The 17,304-nt window shown below is 33.8% G+C and carries 14 protein-coding genes, 1 tRNA gene and 2 pseudogenes; 3 read left to right on the top strand and 14 right to left on the bottom strand.

What is annotated here, in order from left to right; genetic code table 11:
• The first annotated feature begins 2 nt into the window (after positions 1-2).
• On the top strand, positions 3-1,331 hold the full coding sequence (locus tag CHB81_RS13900; RefSeq protein WP_089352466.1) for an SWIM zinc finger family protein: 1,329 nt from the start codon (positions 3-5) through the stop codon (positions 1,329-1,331).
• 93 nt (positions 1,332-1,424) lie between these two features.
• Here CHB81_RS13900 and CHB81_RS13895 read toward each other — a convergent pair whose 3' ends face one another.
• The 14 genes and pseudogenes from CHB81_RS13895 to CHB81_RS26880 form a co-directional block, all read right to left on the bottom strand.
• Positions 1,425-3,320, bottom strand: a complete 1,896-nt coding sequence (locus CHB81_RS13895; protein ID WP_089352465.1) for a tetratricopeptide repeat protein — start codon at positions 3,318-3,320, stop codon at positions 1,425-1,427.
• On the bottom strand, positions 3,310-5,868 hold the full coding sequence (locus tag CHB81_RS13890) for a ribosomal protein L7/L12 (RefSeq protein ID WP_089352464.1): 2,559 nt from the start codon (positions 5,866-5,868) through the stop codon (positions 3,310-3,312). The genes CHB81_RS13895 and CHB81_RS13890 overlap by 11 nt, the downstream gene beginning before the upstream one ends.
• Positions 5,869-5,875: 7 nt before the next feature.
• A complete protein-coding gene (locus CHB81_RS13885) occupies positions 5,876-6,574 on the bottom strand; it encodes a hypothetical protein (protein WP_089352463.1) in 699 nt (232 codons plus the stop codon).
• Position 6,575: 1 nt separating this feature from the next.
• The gene (locus tag CHB81_RS13880) at positions 6,576-7,706 is read right to left on the bottom strand and encodes an AAA family ATPase (RefSeq protein WP_089352462.1); all 1,131 of its coding nucleotides are present in this window, start codon (positions 7,704-7,706) and stop codon (positions 6,576-6,578) included.
• Between the two features lie 42 nt (positions 7,707-7,748).
• Entirely contained in the window at positions 7,749-8,375 is a 627-nt protein-coding gene (locus CHB81_RS13875) for a hypothetical protein (RefSeq protein WP_089352461.1), read from the bottom strand.
• Between the two features lie 249 nt (positions 8,376-8,624).
• On the bottom strand, positions 8,625-9,170 hold the full coding sequence (locus CHB81_RS13870; protein ID WP_089352460.1) for a 3'-5' exonuclease: 546 nt from the start codon (positions 9,168-9,170) through the stop codon (positions 8,625-8,627).
• 20 nt (positions 9,171-9,190) lie between these two features.
• Positions 9,191-9,757, bottom strand: coding sequence for a metallophosphoesterase (locus CHB81_RS13865; protein ID WP_089352459.1), 567 nt, complete (start codon positions 9,755-9,757; stop codon positions 9,191-9,193).
• A 91-nt stretch (positions 9,758-9,848) separates the two neighbouring features.
• Positions 9,849-10,355, bottom strand: a complete 507-nt coding sequence (locus CHB81_RS13860) for a hypothetical protein (protein ID WP_089352458.1) — start codon at positions 10,353-10,355, stop codon at positions 9,849-9,851.
• A 109-nt stretch (positions 10,356-10,464) separates the two neighbouring features.
• Positions 10,465-10,623 carry a hypothetical protein gene (locus CHB81_RS26890; protein WP_176427529.1) on the bottom strand — a complete coding sequence of 53 codons (159 nt, stop codon included), beginning with the start codon at positions 10,621-10,623 and terminating at the stop codon, positions 10,465-10,467.
• A gap of 52 nt (positions 10,624-10,675) precedes the next feature.
• Positions 10,676-11,806 (bottom strand): slipin family protein, encoded by a 1,131-nt coding sequence (locus CHB81_RS13855; RefSeq protein ID WP_254921099.1) that lies wholly within the window; start codon positions 11,804-11,806, stop codon positions 10,676-10,678.
• Between the two features lie 906 nt (positions 11,807-12,712).
• Positions 12,713-13,498, bottom strand: a complete 786-nt coding sequence (locus CHB81_RS13850; RefSeq protein WP_089352598.1) for a hypothetical protein — start codon at positions 13,496-13,498, stop codon at positions 12,713-12,715.
• A gap of 234 nt (positions 13,499-13,732) precedes the next feature.
• Positions 13,733-14,302: a DUF5565 family protein gene (locus tag CHB81_RS13845; protein WP_089352457.1), complete on the bottom strand. Its 570-nt coding sequence runs from the start codon at positions 14,300-14,302 to the stop codon at positions 13,733-13,735.
• A 457-nt stretch (positions 14,303-14,759) separates the two neighbouring features.
• Positions 14,760-14,832 (bottom strand) — tRNA-Asp (locus CHB81_RS26885).
• A 20-nt stretch (positions 14,833-14,852) separates the two neighbouring features.
• Positions 14,853-14,923: pseudogene (locus tag CHB81_RS26880) on the bottom strand.
• A gap of 1,142 nt (positions 14,924-16,065) precedes the next feature.
• On the opposite strand from CHB81_RS26880, the gene CHB81_RS13835 reads away from it, so the two are divergent.
• Together CHB81_RS13835 and CHB81_RS27155 are read left to right on the top strand one after the other, a co-directional pair.
• Positions 16,066-16,941, top strand: a complete 876-nt coding sequence (locus CHB81_RS13835; RefSeq protein ID WP_089352455.1) for a hypothetical protein — start codon at positions 16,066-16,068, stop codon at positions 16,939-16,941.
• 44 nt (positions 16,942-16,985) lie between these two features.
• Positions 16,986-17,165 (top strand): annotated as a pseudogene (locus CHB81_RS27155) (transcriptional regulator); the annotation flags it as partial.
• Between the last annotated feature and the right edge of the window lie 139 nt (positions 17,166-17,304).

Here is a 17,304-nt window from a genome sequence, read left to right as displayed (position 1 = left end):
AAATGACAGATCTCGAATATAATTACAAAGGAATTTCTACTTACAGTAAAACCAAAGGCATCAACAATCTGGTTCTCGCCCATCAAACCGAAATTGAAGAAGTCAATAACATTCCGTGTTTTTTCTGGGGAAGTCTGACTGATCCTTATGTTACGGCAAAATGCTGGACGACAATTGCCAAAGTCGTTCGTTCCAGTTTTGGACCAATTCCGCCAAGTCTTCGTGATCCCATCGTTTCAGCGGGATCTGAGCGATTGCGTTTTGAAGGTTTTTCGTCTTGTAATGGCGTTTATGTAAGACTGGATATGAAACCTGAAGCGATAGACGGAGAATTTATCGCCAACGGAACTACGAATGTCGATTTTAATGATCCGATGCTGAATGCCTTAAACGCAATTCAGAAAAATGAAAAAGTAACACTTGCCGTTGGTCAGCAGGACGTTCAGGTGATTACCAGCAAGGCAAAAGTGACGGAGAAAAAAGTGACTTTGCCCATGCGCTGGATAAAAGGTTTAACGAGCGTTCAGTTGTATCTGGCAGATATGGATATTAAGTTTGAATTGAACAAAATTCAGACAATTCAATTGTTTCAAAGTTTACCAAAAGGAACCGTAAAAGGTGATTTTTTTATTACCAAAAGAGCCGGGAAATTTATGTTTTCGACTTTGGCTACAGCCGACAGCGTTAGAATTGGCGGCGTGCAAAGATTGCGTTTGTTAGAAGGAATTCTCGCAATTGTAGATAAAATTTACATTTATGAATCATCAGACCAACAAACCTGTGCGATAATTGCTGAATTTGGAAAAATGCAGCTTTTAATGGCTTTTTCTCCAGATTCATACAGAGGATTTTCTGGCGAAGGAAATGTACTGGAAACCATGACCGAAAACTTACCAATAGAATGGGTTTACGGTTTGAACAGTTTACTAAAATCGAACGAAACTTTTGACCCAACAATGCTTTCTATCGAAAATGATATCGATTTTGGCACGATGGATAATCTGACTTCAAATTTATCTTCTATGGGATTATTGGGCTATGATTTAAGTGAAAAAGCACATTTCTATCGTCGTCTTCCTTTTAAAACCGAACGTATTTTATCGCTAAATCCAAGACTTAAAAATGCAAAAAAACTAATCGATAACGAAGATATCGAAATCGTCGAACGAAGAGCTGATTATATTGAAGCCAAAGTAAAAGGTTCCGGCGTTGTACACAAAGTAATTATCGATAGTAATTCGCAAAGATGTACTTGCGATTGGTTCACCGCTTATCAGGGTAAAAGAGGAATTTGTAAACATATTTTGGGAGTTAAAATGACGATTTCTTAAAACAACTTTTTAATTCAACTTGAAATAAAATAACATAAAGAAGCCGTTTCATTTACTGAAACGGCTTCTTTTATTTTTGTTTTAAAGTAATCATTACGCCTTCTTTCGCTTCCATTTATACTTCATAACATCTTTGAGTATTGCTTTATTATTAGGATTAAAACTCAGTAATTCTGAAGCAACATCCGGTTTTTCATCAATACGTTCAGCCACGATTTCGTAAGCAATGTTTTTGGTAACTTCTTCGACAGCTTCAAATCTGCTAAACTCATGTTTCAATAAATTAAGAAACGTTATCGCATTGTCTGAGGTCACCTCGCTTTTGTAAATATTTGGTATCGCAAGAGATAAATCTTCTGCCGATTTAATATTTGCAAAATAATTATTAAGACATCTTCCGGCATCTTTATTCGTTCGCCAACCCACTATAAGTAATTCCTGTGCTTCGGTTATATCTTCAATTTTATCTCTGTAAACCAATGATGCTTTTACATATTGAAAATTCTCTTTGTAGCTTTCGATTACTTTTCTAAAATGTTTGTTGGCTTCTTTCCTGTTTTTTAAAACCAAGTATAAATCACCCACTTTTTCATCATTATCGAGTTCTTTATAGAGCTCAATTGCCTCATTATAAGCGCGTCCTTTTTCATAACATTCCGCAGCTTTTTGCCTGTTATTGCAATACTTTAAATAAACTGCTGCTGCTTCTGTATACAACTCTCCTTTTTCTAAAATATCTGCCGCCTTAGGATATTTTTTTAATAATTTCAAATAGATATTAGCAGCTTTCTGATAGTCTTTTTTGGCTATAAATTCTTCTGCCAGTTTTTCATATCTATTTTCCAAAGTACTAAATCGATCTGAATCTATCAATGCTGAACCACCTGAATACGCTGGTCTCCCAGAAGTCATTGGAGTATTTCCTCCAATATTTGTACTCTCACTACTACTATTACTACTGCTTCTACCGGAAAAAAGCGAAAAAAAGAACCACACAATAAGTGCTAAAATCAAAAAACCGGAAAACCCCTTAAATAAGGAACTAAATTCAAAATGTGAGTAATCCGGATCAAAGCTCCTCATCAGTATGATAAAAAGGATTACGGAACCAAATCTGAAAACTTTAAGAAAAGGATTAACTCCATCAGATAAAACAGGAGATTCTCTTCGTGTATCTGCATCATATCGATTTCCATTAATATCCCTAAACCCGCCGCCATTATCTACAATACCACTACTAGATCCATTAAATCCACCAGCTTCATTAAGTCCTCTTGTATCAAAAGAAAACTGTCCAAAGTGTCCGCCTCTTGAAGTTCCCATTGTATCCAAAGGAATCGCCAATTGCAATGCCAACTCAGGATTTTTATCCATAAGTTCTAAAAACTTATCCATTTCCTGCTGATTTCCATTTACTAATTTTTGCAAATCAAAAGGCAATTCTTCAGGGATTTCCTGATCAGAAGTCGGATTTTCTATTGCTTCCAGGATTTTTTCCTTATCAACCTCAATGCGCAAAGAAGAAATAAAATTGGGGATCGAAACCGTCTTTGAAGGTTCAATAACATTCTTTTCTTTTACTGCCGGAACTTGTATCAGATTTTCCCATTCTACAGCTTCTTTCAGCTCGACTAAACCAATTTCGGGATGCAAAAAATGATAATTATCCGAAAACAATTTACGCCACTCTTCTTTTGCAAGTTGCGGTACAATCGTAGTGTTTTCAGGAATAAACAACTTGTTTTCTACCAATTGATAAAAGTTATTTTTACCAATATCTCCTGCCTTTATTTTATTTTGGTTCAAAACCACTAAACATCCATAAAGCTCATTTGCAGTAACATCCGGAACTGCAAAAACCTGTACCGAATTTAGGGATAAACCGATAAACTGAATTTGCTCCAGCCAAATTTTTGGCGATGTACTTTTAATAAAAATACCTCCTTTTGGAAATGCATTTTTAGAATCTATTTTTAGTTTAAGCTCCATGTTTCACGATATTTTGGATAAACGGATCCAGGTATTTTTCTTTGAACGCATTATCCTTTATACTCTCCATCAAATATTCTGAAATGAAATACTCATTCCCGGAATACTCCTCTTTTGTTGCCATAACAGTTCTTCCGTCAATAACAAAAGGAATATAGATCTTCTCGATTTCCTCATTACTACTTTCAAATATTAGAATTCCATCTTGATTTGTTACTTTACTCCCGTCTTTAGACTCAAAAAACAAGGTCTCGATGTAACAAATTGCTCCGTTACCTTCGATTATCCTTTTTAACTTTTCGGCTTCATCTTTTGTTACATCATTTAAAATAACTCCTAAATTTTCATCTACAATACTTTTGGCTTCAACCAAAGATTTGTCTGTGTTTGTTTTTATTACTTTAACAACATCCATAAATGATTCTCCTTTGTTTTTTAAAATCAGCCTGACTTTTTCTTCAAACTCTATATCCGAATCATTGGGTCTGTTACTATAGTAATGATGTGATTTCATGAACTCTAAATGAGCAAAACAAAATCCATTAATTTCAATGAAATTACTTCTTATTGAAAGACTTTTTATCCGTTTAACAAAGCTGAACTTGGATTTATTGTTCATGAAATTATGTTTAAACGAAAATTGCTTTTTAAAATAATTATCAAAAGCTTCTTTTACAGCATCTCCATGAGCCTTTTCTATTTTCAAATCATCACTAACACGCCAAAAATCTATATTATCAGTTAAATGAAATTCACCACTAAACACAAAAAAGCTAATTTTCTTTCCCTTTAGTTCATTATAAAAAACTTCGGCAGTTTTTAATTCCTCCGTTTCAATATTTATGATACTGATATTCCGTACCTCATCGCTAGAATAATTCAAAAATAGCCTTTGACCTTTGCTGTTTGTTTTAATTGCGAATTCTCCACTTGCAAAAGGAAGATTTGACATTATTTTTTTAAATCCTTTATCAAAATTATTACTTGCAAACAAAAACAGACTTCTGTTTACATACGTATAGAAAAGATTACCTTCATGAAAAATAGTATGGTAATTTCGTTCTACAGGATATAACAACGGAATATTTTCTTTCGACGAATCTCTTTCTGAAACAGCCTTTTTATCGTTGCTTTTAGTCCACAATTCATCTAATGGCATTATAATATGCTGAAGCATTTTTTTGCCATTATTGTGGTTCTTAAAAACCTTGACATCCTGCATTCCTACTGAAAATGTGTATTTTATATTTCCGAAATAATCATTTGTAATTTTTTGCATTGAAGTCATTTTTAAACTTTCTTCGGATGAAAAAAGAAAAACTTCCTGATTTTTACTGCTGATTTTATTCTCCAGAAAAAAAGAATCCAATCCGGCTGCACAATCCAGTTTTCCGCTAAGTTTACTTAATGCTTTTATCACGTGATGTACATTGTCAAAAGTCACTTCTTCGTAGCTTTCTCCAACAACAAAAGCTTTGCATTCTATATCCGTTTTTGGATGTCTGGCTATCGCAATTGCTGAAGCAAAGGAAAGAATCTTAGGATTTCCCCAGTTTTTCAAAGAACTATCTATCAATAAAATACGTTCAAATTTATCAGCCTCAGGCGGAACTTCTCTTTGTATATAAAGCGCTTCGTTATTGGCAATTCGGGACATAAAAACATCATCGTCATAAGCAAATTCAGAAATGACAAGTTTGTCAAAATCGCCTTTATTTGTCAAATCAGAAATTCCTCCCAAAGGCTGTTCGCTTGGATGATTGTGATGCAAAGGAATGTTTAATCCGGACCAAAGTCGCTTGATAAGACTTCCAACATGAAAAGTTTTATCCTCTTCGATAAGCTGATCTACAAAATCAGTTGCACTCTCAGATAGATTTTTTTCTTCTAAAACCTGCTCGTTCAATTTATCATGTACCTCTTCATAAGGAAGGTCTTCCATGGCTTTTAAAATAGAATGAACCGTGGGAAACTTTACTTTTAAGAGCGCAAGTGTTCTAAAATCTTTTATAAAATTAGCTTCGTTAAACGGATTTATACTATCATCGGCGATTACATCATATCTGTTTTTTTTAAAATCCTCAATGACTTTTTTTGCTTTATCTGATGAAATTCTATTATGACAATCCTGAAATATCGTCTGAAAAAGTTTCATCCTTTTCTCGCCTGTTTTATAATCCTCCGGTAAAGAAGAAAGTATTTTCATAAAACCAATAGTCGATCCTATTCTAAAAAAATTAGATGTTTCCATGGATTTTGCTGTCCGGAAAGAGTCTGCTGATTCTTTTCTTTTTACCAAATCATAAACCATCTGAATAGAAGGTCCATTTTCCGGATTAGTCGCAATTATAGCCAGCAATAAGGAGCCAAACGGAGGAATACTGTCATCAGATAAAAATTCTAAAATTTCAAAAACAAATTTCTCGTAACCAATAGTAGATCCATTAGGAATTGTTATTGCCTCAAAAACCTCATCTGGAGCATATATTTGATTGTCCCATTCCCAGAAATAGTCCTCGTATGATTGAAAATATTTTTGAAATTCCATTTTTATTTTATGAAAAAGTTAAGCGAAATGAACTGATTGACAGTTGTTTTATAGTTGTTTTTGGAATTACAGAATAGCTGTTATCTTTATTCCAGAGTATTAGGTTTTGTTTTGACAGATTTAGTTCTTCCTGAAGTTTTTTTGTTAAAGCAAACCATTCAAAATTATATCCCGTTGGCAACAAAAAATCATGATCTAACCAATAGGTTTTGCCTTTTATGGGTAACAATGGATTTCCAAGAATTAAGGCTTTGTTATCGAGTACAACCCATTGCAAAGGTTCAAGTCTATACTTTGGCACTGTCTCGATGTACAGTTTCAATTCATCATAATTCACCAGCAAAGCATACGCTTCTTTTATTTCTTGAGAAGTTTTGATTGTTATCTCAAGCTTTTCATCAATCCCAAAGAAGTTGTGATTAAATTTAGGTAGCGAAACCGGTAATGCACGCAAAATTGGTGTCCATAACAAACCTGACGGAAGTTTCTTTGAAGGCAAAAGATTCCCTTGTTCAAACAACAAATTCTCTTTTAATTCATACACTTTCTTATACGGAATTTGCTGAATTTCGGGCGTATTTATTTGTTCTGCCAAGAAATCTTTTACCCATACAACATTGGCCTCAAAAGCTATTTTCAGGTTTTCCCAATGCCGTATAGATCCTAAAAAATCTTTGTTTTCTTTTTTAATTTCTAAAAAATACATCTTAAATAGTTTGAAGGATTTTCTGCCATAGAGATTCTATATGATTCTGAATGTATTTCTTTTGTTCCGCATCTTTAATCCAGTCGCAACGCGTTTGAATGTATCTTAATTTATCTTTAATGACGTTTTGTTCTTCAAACGAAAGGCTATCATCCTGCCATTTTTCGATTAAATAATTAACCTCTTTCATCACGCTTTCGGCATCCGGAGCTTTATTGTACATCGCTTGTGGATGCGCCAAAACCGAATCATCTTTTTCAATTATCTGATTAATGATTCCTTCCAGGATTTCGATTTGTTCTTCGTTGTCCCAAATGTATTTCAATACCCATAAATCAGATAAAATTGCTTCATTTCTTCCGCACATTAAAGCACTTGCCGCAATTAGATTTTGAAGTTTCACCGCACGTCTGTCAGATACTTTTATACCTGTATTTCGAAGACTGTGAACAATATCAACGTATTGATTTCGTATTCCGGTTAAATCAACCTGACGACAAAGCAATTGCAATTCGCGAATTTCATCAGCAAGAATTGTTGGAACTTCTTTGTTGTTTCCGCCTTCTAATTTCCAACCTGCCAAAAGTACTTCGTGAAGTAAATCCGGTTCTACATAATCACATTTTATACGAATTAAAAAACGGTCTAATAACGCGTTTAGCGATTCATCTTCGGGCAAAACGTTACTTGCACCAACAAACATAAGTGCCGGTAACTTTTTGGTTTCTTTACCGCGACGAAATATTTTTTCGTTCAATGCCATCAACAAACTATTCAAAATTGCTGAATTGGCGTTGAAAATTTCATCCAGAAACACCATCGAGGCTTCTGGCATCATACCGTCTGTATTTGTGATCAGTTCTCCTTCTTTCAGTTTTCTGATATCAAAAGGTCCAAAGATTTCATTTGGTTCTGTAAAACGGGTTAATAGATATTCGAAATTTTTTCCGCCATCTATTCCATTTGATAAAGCTCTGATTATGGCACTTTTTGCCGTTCCCGGAGGTCCTAACAAAAAGGCATTTTCTTTTGCCAGCAATCCAATCCCTAATAAATCAATGATTTCATTTTTTCCAACAAAAGTTTCTTTAATATGCTTTAAAACAGCATTTAATTTGTCTGTAGTGCTCATTTACTTTGCTTCTATTTTGATCTTAATTTGTTTTATTTTCTTTTAAAGTTGTGGCCAGAATACTTTTTTATAATCACCAAAACCTATTTCTAATTGTTTCTTTATAAAGTCTGACTGAGCAAATTTTGTTGCTTTTCTTTCGACAATTCGATTCAGATAAAGTCCCTTTAAACACTCATTTACAGCCAAAATATCAAAATTTATATTCTCGATATCAATCTCATATCCTATAGCCGAATAATGGAACTGAATCAAATGCTTTTCTAAAATTGGTATCACTAAATCCTCTGGATCTACTCTTTTCAACTCTAAAATAATCTGTGGCAGAAACCTCAGACAAATATCCGCAGATAACAAAACAGAAGCGTTGATTTCGCCCATATATTCAGGCAAAAAATCATTCAAATCACTTATTTTATGTTCTCTGTATAATAATAACTGCGCAGCACTATATACTGTTCTTGCAGCCCATAATGCAGCACCTGGATTAAATTTTGGTGCAACATCCGGATATTCTAAAATTTCGTTTTCGTATTCAGTTTCCAGGAAAGAAGCCGTATCCGCTTCTTCCATTCGGGAAATAGTTAAGATTTTATTGTACAAGATAATCTGCTCAATGGTTCTGAGGTGAAAAATTGTATCTAAAAATGGTGTTTTTGTGCTTTCCATAGTACTTAAGCGTGATCTTGCCTCAAAACTTATAAAATGCTTTTATTAGTCTGTTTAACAAAAAAAGTATCCCAACAAATATATAATTATATTGGTAGTTTCTTAAAATTTCAAGAGCAATTATCTGATTAAATTGTAAATAAAAAAAGGTTTAAAATCGCAAAAAGGGAAGAACTGCAAATCCTAAAATTCACAGTTCCTTTCTTAAATTTCTCGCCATAATGGATTGATGTTTGTACAGATTGCTATCTAATTCTGTAAACACCAATGCAAAATCTTGGCGATATTCTTTGCATCATCAATTCCTCTGTGATGCGTTCCTTCCAGCGGAATATCCAATAAATGCAACGCTCCGTTCATTCCGGTTGGTTTTACCAAGCCAAATTTATCGCCAAAGGAGATTTTCACATTAATATGCTCGTCGCCCATTGGATACGGAATCCCAAATGATTTACATTGTTTTTGAAGCATATTGAGATCGTATTGACCGTAACTTGCCCAAGTATATAAATCCGGATTGTATTCGTCAACTAATTTCTCGATTGCTTCTTCAAAACTTACTCCGTTTTTATCCAGTAAGTCTTGAGTAATTGTTGTCAGTTCCGTACAAAACGGACTCACACTCGAGCGTTGTGGCTTGATCAAAATACCTTGATTTTGAGTTATCTCACCAGTTTCTGAATCCAGAACTGCCAAACCAATCTCAATAATTTCATTCTCCTGCCCTTGCGGGACAGCACTTTGCCAACATGTGGCTTCTAAATCGATAATAATAATTTTATCTGTAGTTTTCATTTGTTTACTTTTTAAATATTTTATAGTTCTCTATCTCCAAAAGGAGCTTTCCAATCTTTCTTTAAAATTAAGGTTTTTACTTCATCATAAGAAAGTGGTGCATAATTGTGGCAATCAACCCCAACATCAAAAGAACGGGATGTGGGATCATCAAATAAGTGACCGTGAGAGTGGCCGTACAAGTGCCAGGTACCTCTAAAGGAACTTCTCCAGACTTTCATCGCGTAGTGAAACAGAATTATTTTCTGTCTCTCATTTGGCGCATCTTCATCCGGAACACTTAATTCATAATAATCCTTAATCCATTCAAATCGTTTGTGATATGTCAAAGCCGATTTGTCGTGATTGCCTTTTACCAGAAAAATAGAACCATTTAACTGGTCGAAAATTTCTTTTGTTCGTTCTGGTCTTGCCAGAGAAATATCACCTAAGTGATAAACAACGTCTCGTGGACTTACCTTTTCATTCCAGCGCTTAATGAGCTCATTATCCATTTCTTCTACTGAAGCAAATGGACGCTCACTAAACCTGATTATATTGGCGTGACCAAAATGCTGGTCTGCCGTGAAAAATATTTTTTGATTCATTTTTAATTTTATGTTTTTAAACTAAAGCCATCAGCATTTTACTGATGACTTTCTTATTTCGCAAAGATTTCTTTCAATTGAAAGTAACGTTCTAAAAAAGAGCCATTACCTGACGAAGATTTTTTCCGATTGACTTGTAACGTTTCCGCCATTTGAAAATATTTATGACTTCTTTTTCTTTCTTAACAGCTTTCTTCGGTTTATCAATAGTTCCAATTTGTTTCGCTTCTTCAAGTCTGCACTTTTCGTGAAACTTTTTAAAAGGACGCGGATGAAAATCGACCATAACTGCTGCCAAATTTATCGCATCAATATTTGACGGATCTGTTTCTCCTTTAAAGAAAGTTTCAATAGGTCTGAACTTGTCTTTTTGTTCCTTGAACTTTTTCTTTTTGGTATCATCAAAATCCATAGAGAATAAATTTCTAAAAACTTTTAGATCATCTTCCGTTGGGTTATCCTCAAAGATAAGCCAACAAAAATCACGTAGTTTTCCACGAGAAGGTTTGTTCAAATAATCAAAGTATTCTCGTTCTTTCTCTATTTCATATTTCTTTCTGATCGCTTTTTTATATTCGTTTAATGTATTACTACGCATGATATATTTTCTTTTGGGAATCCATTGGAATCCTGGGAAAACTCGGGAATACTGGGAATCCCTTATCTGCAAAGCTTTTAAATACTTTCACTATATAAGAGAATATCAACTAAATAATACCCGTATTTCCAGAATTTACCTTTTCATTCCGTTGTTTCATGAGTTCCAAATCCATTTCTTTGATTGTGGCAAACGGACGCTCCTTAAACGGCATTATATTGGTCTGACCAAAATGCTGATCAGACATAAATAACATTTCCTGATTCATGTTTATATTTTATTTTTTAATTAAACCCTTCGACATTTACTGCGAATGGTTTTTATTTTACGAAGATTTCTTTTAATTGACCAATTACGTTTCCGCTTCCTGAAATTGTGATTTCTCCAATTTTGTCAGCGATTTTTTCAACGTATTCCATCTCTTTCAATTTCCACAACATTTCGTTTTCTTCCATCAGCTTTGCTGTGTTTAGTAAACTTCTTGTTGCGGCGGTTTCTTCTCTTCGCATGATGCTGTTGGCTTGCGCTTTTTTCTCGGCAACCAAAACCTGATTCATGATTTCTTTCATATCACCTGGTAAGATCACGTCACGAATTCCTGCATCAGAAATCACTAATCCCAACTCGTTGATTTTAGTAGTTACTTCTGCCAAAATTGCCTCAGCAATTGCGTCTTTTTTCGCCAACAATTCATCCAGAGTCAATCCTCCGACAAAAGCTCTTAAAGCCAATTGCATTGCCACATACAATTGTTTTTCAAAGTCTTTGTTATCAACCAACGCTTTCATAATATCAATAACCTGGTATCTCACAAAGAAATTGATTCTTAATCCCGCCTTATCTTTTGTCAACAATTCCTGTCCGGAAATCTCCACTTGTTGCTGTCTTGCATCAACAGTTTTAACTTCGATTGTAATGGAGTTATTCCAAAAATAATGTGTTCCGGCTTTTAACTCTTTCACAAAAGTTCCGTTTACAAACAATAACGCTTTATCATTGCTTGACACTATAAATTTTCTAACAAAATATTTTAAATGGTTGTTTTCCAATAAATTTACAGGAATATTCTCTGTGATTTCAATTTTGGAAAGATCTACTTTCGTGAATTCATTTTTTACAATTCCTTTCCAGAAAGCATATCTTCCCGCAGTTAAAGTTCCTTTGAAATTTCCGTTTACGAATTGCAAAACAATCTGGTTATCGGCAACTTCTACAACTTCTAACATTGAAGCCAATATTTCATTTTGCAACAAAATATTCAACTCAAATGGCGCTTGGAAATTGGCATTCATATCGTAAAGCATTACATTCTTGTCTCCAAAAATCCAGTGCAAACCTTCTTGAATTACATTCACTAATTTTCTGTTTTCGAACACCAAACCCACTTGGTACGCTTCGATTTTAATTCTTTTTATCATCTTATATTTTGTTTCAAGTTTTTTTGGTTTCATGTTTCATGTTTTGTAACCGTTAAAAAACTTAGTTATATTTTCTATTTTCTAAAATCTTTATTTTTGGTTTCAAGTTTTTTTGGTTTCATGTTTCGTAACCCACAAAAAACTCAGTTATATTTTTGTTTCAAGTTTCAAGTTCTGTAACCGTCAAAACTTAGTTCTATTTTCTATAATCTTTATTCTCAAGTCTCTTTTCTCAAGCCAATTTTCTAGTCTCAACAATCTTGCTTCTATATTCTAGCTTCTATTTTCTATATTCTATATTCTATATTCTTTTCTCTCTTTTTAAATAAAAAAACCTCATTATCTTTCTCCTCTGAGAAAAACGGACGAATAGTTTGTGGTTTGTTTACGCTAATTGTTTTGTAATTCTATTTTGTGACAGCGATTCTAAATTCTAAAAAAATCGCTAAAACAATCAAACTGAAAAGAAAAAGAGTATTTCAAAATACATTTCTGTTCGCACTGGTTTTATCATGAGTGTGAAATTTTGGATCCCCAAATCCAAATCTCACTGACAAAGACAAATCAGTTTTTTTTCAATGGTCATCTTTTTAAGAGTGATGGTCTCTAAAAAAACAGATTTTGAGTCTGATTTCTACTACTCTACCCGATTGAGTTATCGCATTGCTGCGAATGGGATTCGAACCCATAACAAATAGATTGAGATTGTTTTTTGGAAAACAACCAAAAACCTCCAAATCAAGTTGCATAGAAAAACATAATACGCTTTCGCGAAAAGTTCCCTACAATGGTGCTATACAGAAACACGCAACAGGACTTGTTTGATATTGTAAATCAAAGTTTCCTTTGATGATTTTCAGTCTATAAAAGAACTTGTTTTATTTCTTAAGCAAATATTCAAATTATACTGCGCAGTGATTCTGCGCAGCATAAAATAATTTAATTTATCCATTCGATTACAGTCGATAAATAGACTTGTCGAACGTCTTCAAAACGGGTTATATTAGGAATATGATTTACTTCTAATAAATATTTAGTTCCGTCTTTTGCAACGATATAATCATTCCCAATCATATCCATTTGCAACGTGTTTTTAATATGCAAAGTGTCTGCAAGCAACTCAGGATCAACTTCCATAAATCCCGCATCATCAGGGTGAATCGATTTTAACCAAGAATCACCTTCCAATTTAATTTGCCAATAAACATCCCCAATAATCATGATACGAACTGCTTCGCCTTCAAAATAAGGTTCTGTAGTTGCTGTAAATTCACTTTCCCATTCGCCTGTAAAACGATGTTTGTTTTCGCCACAATGCCAGTTTCCCCATTTTGCAACCGTATCATCCGATACTGTAACCGAAGCGCCGGCACTTATAAATCCGCGAGGGGCGCTAAATCTTGAATGTGATAAAGCTTTTACCAGACACGGTATTTTGAATCGGCAATCGAGCATCGCAGCGGCATTAGGATAACAAGCTCCTCGCCAGATCGCTAAACCAGAAATAAAATCAAAATCGTTGTCATAAATTCCGTAATAAACTACTTTATCAACCGGTAACATTCCAATTCCGTTGGCTTTTTCCATGTAAAGAACCTCATCTTTTACAACGATTTTCGGTATGGATTGATGCCAAATAATATGTCCTGAATAATTGGCTTTTATAATATCATATTCCTCCTGTTCAATACCAACTAGTGCTATTCTATTGTAATCTTGTTTCATAATAATTATTTTTAAATTAAACTTCATATTTGCAACGAAGACGCTAATTTTAAATTTTATTCTTTTTCCTTTGCGTCTTTGCGTCTTTGCGTCTTTGCGCGAAAATTGCTCTCTACATTTTTTTCCAATACTTTGTTGATCTCTCGCAAAGTCGCAGACTCACAAAGTTTTAATTTGATTTCGTAAAAATCCTTTGTGGCTTTGTGCCTTTGTGCCTTTGTGGCAAGACTCTTTTTAAACTACTTCTAATTCCAAGCGTTTAATTCCGAAATCAGTTTTTCTTAATTTGCACATTCTACCATCTGAAATATGGTGGAAAACAATTCCTTCGATATCATTCTCTGACAAGAATTCTCTTAAGTCATCAAATCCAAGGTTTACAAAATCAAGTACTTCGCTTCCGTGTTTAATTAAAGTATGTTTCTCTAATTTCTCCGGATTTCCCTGCACTTTTGGTCCGCACAATTCGTAAGTTCCATCTGTTTTTGGATCTAAAGAATCAAATCCTTCGAAGAAAAATTTATCTTGAGTTTTTGTTCTATCGCACTTTACCCAGTGTGGGTGATGTCCTGTAATCAAATCTGCTTCCTGACACGGAATCGCATTCGCCGGAATTGCACGTCCTTTTTTAGCATCAAATCGTTTGAACAATTCTCCATTAATAATCGCTACAGATGTTCCGTCAAATTTTCTTGTAGCAATGGCTTCACCGCTTATTACCCAAGCATTTTCAGTATTTATCTTGTCTATTACTCGTGCTAAATTCGTTGGGTCTTTAGCGAATAGTGTACTTATCTTTTTCATTTTTTAATATTTAATGTTGTTTTGCTGCTAAGGCACAAAGGCGCTAACTTTATTTATACTTTGTTAATCTCGCGCAAAGGTGCAGAGTCGCAAAGTTTTATCTTTGAATCTTTGTACCTCTGCATCTTTGTACCTTCAAAAAAAATTCTTTGTCTGGGAAGCAGTCCCGATAGCTATCGGGAGAACCTGTGACCTCCCGCGTCCAAGGCGGGTAAACAACCTCCGTTATCTTCCCAGTTTTTGTTTTGTTTTGTCTTGCCACTAAGGCACAAAGACACAAACCTTATTTTTCTTTGCGACTTTGCGTGAAAATTGCGCGCTAGTATTATTTTTATTAATCGCGCAAAGTCGCAATCCCGAAGCATCGGGAGCAAAGTTTTACCTCTGAACCTTTGTACCTCTGCAACTTTGAACCTCAGAACCTTAGCAACTCAGAACCTTAGCACCTTTAAAATAGCGGCTCATACGGGAGTCGAACCCGTTTCTCCCGAGAGACAATCGGGAAGGTTAGCCAGTAACCCCAATGAGCCTGTTCTTTCTAGAGAACGTGTGATTCCGGAAGGACTCGAACCTTCATTCCAGGTAAATTAACCTCCCTTCTACCAATTGAAATACAGAATCCTTAATTTTTGGGCATAAAAAAAACACCCGGTTAAAGGTGCTTCATGAGATTTAATACGATATAATTATCCTATTGCCTGCGTTGATGCACCTGTATTGTTAAACGTCCAAGATCTGAGCTCGGGTTTAGCAGTTGTTCGTTAGATATGTTTTTATTAAAAGCCATTTTATATGTTGTATTATATTTTGAAATCGTTGTTGTTTGAAATTCTCTATTGAAATTTTCTGAGGCAAAGATAATGTCGAAAAAATCAATTATCCAAATCATTTTTGAATTTATTTTACTGATAATCAATTAGTTAAACATATATTAAAATCATAAAAATCCCTGTCCGCATACTTATGCAGATCCTTAATTGTATCAAATAACTGTTTATCACCAGATTACTTTTCAAGATTATATTTCAATATTTAGTTTAGTCATTAAACATTTGGTCAATTATTTTTTTAATTATTTTTAGTTATCGGTTAATTATTATCATATTCTGTCACATTGAGCGAAGTCGAAATGTCTTTTTTGTCACACTGAGCGATCAATTTTGTCACACTGAGCGTCCCGAAGCTTCGGGAGAAGTGTATCTAAAACAAAAAAAGCGCCCTGATGAGGGCGCTTTTATATATTTATGCTGAGTTTCGAACTACAATTTCTCTTCTATTCCATAAAATACATATTACACCCGGAGTCTTTAGTCGGATAAAATCCCACTAAACGATCGTTATTTTTTATTGCTGACAGGTTCATATGTATGTTTTGTTTTTATTTCGGGAGCAAATGTAGTATATTTTTTGAATTAATATACCTTTTCTCTCATTGTTGTTAAAAAATAGTTAAAGAAAAATTATTAAGTCTAATTAATTTTAACACATAGAAAAATAGTTTTAATCAAGAAAGTAATTAGAAAAATCCGTTTTTATCCGCGTTTTTACGAAGTAAATCTGTTTTATCCGCGTCAAAATTAGACGCTGATTTTACTGATTCGCTAAAGCGAAAACGCTGATAAAAACGGATTTTATTTTCTAAAAGCTTAAATATGTATTAAATATCTTTTTTAAGAATTAGACCCAACGAGTTAAAGAAAACTTTCTAAGTCTTTTAGTTTGAATGAAAGTTTTGATTATTTTTATCACACTTAAATCAAAATATGAAAGAATTCATCGACAGTATTGCCTGGTCTGAAATTTGGGAAATATCGAAACAATATATTTTACCCAATATTGGCTGGTTTATTTTTTGGCTTGTTTTATTTATAGTTCTGGGATTGATTCTGGGAATCGTTTTTAATGTTTTCCTGTACCGAAAAAACATTTTCTTCCGAGACAAGAAATATTACAACTGGTTTGCCAAACTGTGGATTCCCTATTTTATGGTTGTTTTTATTTATTTCTTTTCGATGATTGGACTTTTTTACGGAGTACATTCGGTATTGAAATCAGAGAATAAAAGTATAACCGCCAATATTTATTCGAAAACTATTGGAACTACATTTTCATCCGAAAAAGAGAAGAAAGATTTTCTGCATACGCTTCAAACGTTATCCAAATCGTCTGAAGATGTGAGCAAATCCATGACCGAAGCTTTGGCAATTTATATCAAACAAAATAATAGCGGTTTCGCTTCTGTAGATAACTTTAAGAATTCGTCGACTTCGTATTTGCTCAAAAAATATGAATCCGAAGTTTACAGCGCGTGCGTATATGGTTTTATGAAAGTGGTTGACGATAAAGCCAACATGAAAAACGTAAAAGATATTGATTACACAGAATTCAAAACGCTTTTGCAAAAATTAGATAAAATTGAACCTCAACGAATTGAACTTTCGATTCAATCAGAAATAGGACACAAATTGCAAGCTGTTTTAGATTATATCTTTAAAGAAATCCTGAAACATGAATTGTTGTTTTTCTTGTTGTTTCTGATTATTCCTTTTGTTGAATATTTTATTTATTTGAAGTTTGTCAAAACTAAAGAATCTGATTTAAGCGGACCGAAACCTGTTGAAAATGTGATCGAACATTAATCATTTACGCTTTTTCTTTATTTTTGATTTGCTTACCTCACTAAGCCATTTTTAATTATTTCAATAACTTTTATGACAATAGTGCGAGTAATGGTCAAATAAATGGTCCAAACAATAATTGTACTTTCAATCCTCTTGATAAAGTTGTTGAGCTTTACGAACGTTTGGTTCAGTCTGAAAAAGAAAAGATTGAATATTTAGAAAAGTTGTTGAAAGGGAAATAATATTCTTCGATAATAGAATTTCTTATATATAAAATGCGCAATGGGTGAACTGCCCCCAAAAAGTTAGACACTATTTGGGGGCATTTTTATGGAAAGAAAAGTAAAATATAATTATGAGTTTAAACTTCGTTGTGTTCAG

It is taken from the genome of Flavobacterium sp. ov086 (assembly GCF_900187965.1).
Lineage (GTDB): Bacteria > Bacteroidota > Bacteroidia > Flavobacteriales > Flavobacteriaceae > Flavobacterium.
The sequence above is the reverse complement of the archived record's forward strand: the minus strand, read 5'-3'. Positions and strand labels throughout refer to the sequence as shown.

Bases quoted from the DNA above. Each gene is read 5' to 3' on its own strand.
- CHB81_RS13900 (WP_089352466.1), top strand. From the start codon at position 3: ATGACAGATCTCGAATATAATTACAAAGGAATTTCTACTTACAGTAAA.
- CHB81_RS13895 (WP_089352465.1), bottom strand. From the start codon at position 3,320: ATGGAGCTTAAACTAAAAATAGATTCTAAAAATGCATTTCCAAAAGGA.
- CHB81_RS13890 (WP_089352464.1), bottom strand. From the start codon at position 5,868: ATGGAATTTCAAAAATATTTTCAATCATACGAGGACTATTTCTGGGAA.
- CHB81_RS13885 (WP_089352463.1), bottom strand. From the start codon at position 6,574: ATGTATTTTTTAGAAATTAAAAAAGAAAACAAAGATTTTTTAGGATCT.
- CHB81_RS13880 (WP_089352462.1), bottom strand. From the start codon at position 7,706: ATGAGCACTACAGACAAATTAAATGCTGTTTTAAAGCATATTAAAGAA.
- CHB81_RS13875 (WP_089352461.1), bottom strand. From the start codon at position 8,375: ATGGAAAGCACAAAAACACCATTTTTAGATACAATTTTTCACCTCAGA.
- CHB81_RS13870 (WP_089352460.1), bottom strand. From the start codon at position 9,170: ATGAAAACTACAGATAAAATTATTATTATCGATTTAGAAGCCACATGT.
- CHB81_RS13865 (WP_089352459.1), bottom strand. From the start codon at position 9,757: ATGAATCAAAAAATATTTTTCACGGCAGACCAGCATTTTGGTCACGCC.
- CHB81_RS13860 (WP_089352458.1), bottom strand. From the start codon at position 10,355: ATGCGTAGTAATACATTAAACGAATATAAAAAAGCGATCAGAAAGAAA.
- CHB81_RS26890 (WP_176427529.1), bottom strand. From the start codon at position 10,623: ATGAATCAGGAAATGTTATTTATGTCTGATCAGCATTTTGGTCAGACC.
- CHB81_RS13855 (WP_254921099.1), bottom strand. From the start codon at position 11,806: ATGAAACCAAAAAAACTTGAAACAAAATATAAGATGATAAAAAGAATT.
- CHB81_RS13850 (WP_089352598.1), bottom strand. From the start codon at position 13,498: ATGAAACAAGATTACAATAGAATAGCACTAGTTGGTATTGAACAGGAG.
- CHB81_RS13845 (WP_089352457.1), bottom strand. From the start codon at position 14,302: ATGAAAAAGATAAGTACACTATTCGCTAAAGACCCAACGAATTTAGCA.
- CHB81_RS13835 (WP_089352455.1), top strand. From the start codon at position 16,066: ATGAAAGAATTCATCGACAGTATTGCCTGGTCTGAAATTTGGGAAATA.